We start from the raw sequence: 1408 nt of genomic DNA, 5'->3' as shown, positions 1-1408 counted from the left end.
GTCATCATTGCGGCGGAAGTCAGTACGGCCACGATCCCCGCGGTAACCACCGCGGTTTTCATCATTACGCCGGAACCCTCCACGATTACGATCGCGCTCCCCGCCGAAACCGCCACGGTTCTCGTCGGTACGGCGGAAGTCCCCGCGGTTGCGGTCACGGTCCCCGCGGTAACCGCCGCGGTTGTCGTCGTTGCCGCGGTAACCGCCGCGGTTGTCGTCGTTGCCGCGGTAACCACCACGGTTGTCGTCATTGCGGCGGAAATTATCGCGCTTATCGCCATCGCGACGGAAATCAGAACGCTCACGGTCCCCACGGAAGCCACCACGGTTGTCATCATTGCGGCGGAAATCCCCGCGGTTGCGGTCACGATCGCCGCGGTAACCACTGCGGTTGTCATCGTTACGGCGGAAATCCCCGCGGTTGCGGTCACGATCGCCGCGGTAACCACTGCGGTTGTCATCGTTACGGCGGAAGTCTCCGCGATTAGAGTCTCGCTGGCCGCGGTAGCCACCGCGATCACTATCGTCTCGCCGGAAACCGTCACGGCGGTCTTCGCCTCGACGGGTGTCCTTGCGCTGGTCGCCATCACGGCGGAAGCCGCCGCGATGCTCTTGGTTTCGTCCCGAATGATTGTTTCGGGAATTTCCTCGGTCGTTACCCGAGTTGCGATGGGATTCGTTAGACATGAAAAGTTTTCCTCTCAGCGGCCCTATTCCAACACCGCAACCTTCGTGCTCGCACGTCGAGTCACTTCACTATTTAGTATCTTTGCGACGCTGCACGCGTCGCGCTCATTCAAGTCTAGGCGACGTGAAAAGCCCGTGGCTTGAAAGCGGGGGAAATGTGGCCAGACACTCAGGATGCGTATCGTGCAGTCGTAGGTGTGGAGGCCGGCTAAAGCCCCACGGCTTAAACAGGTGAGGCTCCAACCATCACTGGTTGGAGCCTCAAACCCTTCATCAAGTTAAGTCCGGCGGTGTCCTACTCTCCCACACCCTCACGAGTGCAGTACCATCGGCGCAGTGGGCCTTAGCTTCCGGGTTCGGTATGGGACCGGGCGTTTCCCCCACGCTATGACCGCCGTAACAGCAGTGAAACAACCACACACCTGGTGCCGGCTGCAAAACCATCCATGAACAACACCTGCCAACCCCCACACCCCACCAACAAGAAGCGGGGGTTTGGGTGGTGTGGTTGTTGTTTCGTAACCGTATAGTGAACGCGAGCAACACTCTTTGCCGAACACCCCACACAAGGGGGGGGTGGTTTTGTTGTGTGTTGATAAGTCATCGGCCTATTAGTACAGGTCAGCTACACAAGTCTTTAGTCCTTGCTTCCACATCCTGCCTATCAACCCAGTGGTCTAGCTGGGGGCCTCTCACACAAAGTGCATGGAAATCTCATCTC

General features: G+C 58.7%; 1 protein-coding gene and 2 rRNA genes. 1 reads left to right on the top strand and 2 read right to left on the bottom strand.

What is annotated here, in order from left to right:
- The coding region (locus FDN03_RS16470) for a hypothetical protein (protein ID WP_212743920.1) at positions 1 to 831 on the top strand (831 nt) is incomplete at its 5' end.
- A 138-nt stretch (positions 832 to 969) separates the two neighbouring features.
- Here the strand turns inward: FDN03_RS16470 and rrf are convergent.
- Together rrf and FDN03_RS15145 are read right to left on the bottom strand one after the other, a co-directional pair.
- Positions 970 to 1086 (bottom strand): 5S ribosomal RNA (gene rrf / locus FDN03_RS15150).
- A gap of 192 nt (positions 1087 to 1278) precedes the next feature.
- Positions 1279 to 1408 (bottom strand): 23S ribosomal RNA (locus FDN03_RS15145); the annotation flags it as partial.

The organism is Glutamicibacter sp. V16R2B1, from assembly GCF_005774635.1.
Lineage (GTDB): Bacteria > Actinomycetota > Actinomycetes > Actinomycetales > Micrococcaceae > Glutamicibacter > Glutamicibacter creatinolyticus.
The sequence above is the reverse complement of the archived record's forward strand: the minus strand, read 5'-3'. Positions and strand labels throughout refer to the sequence as shown.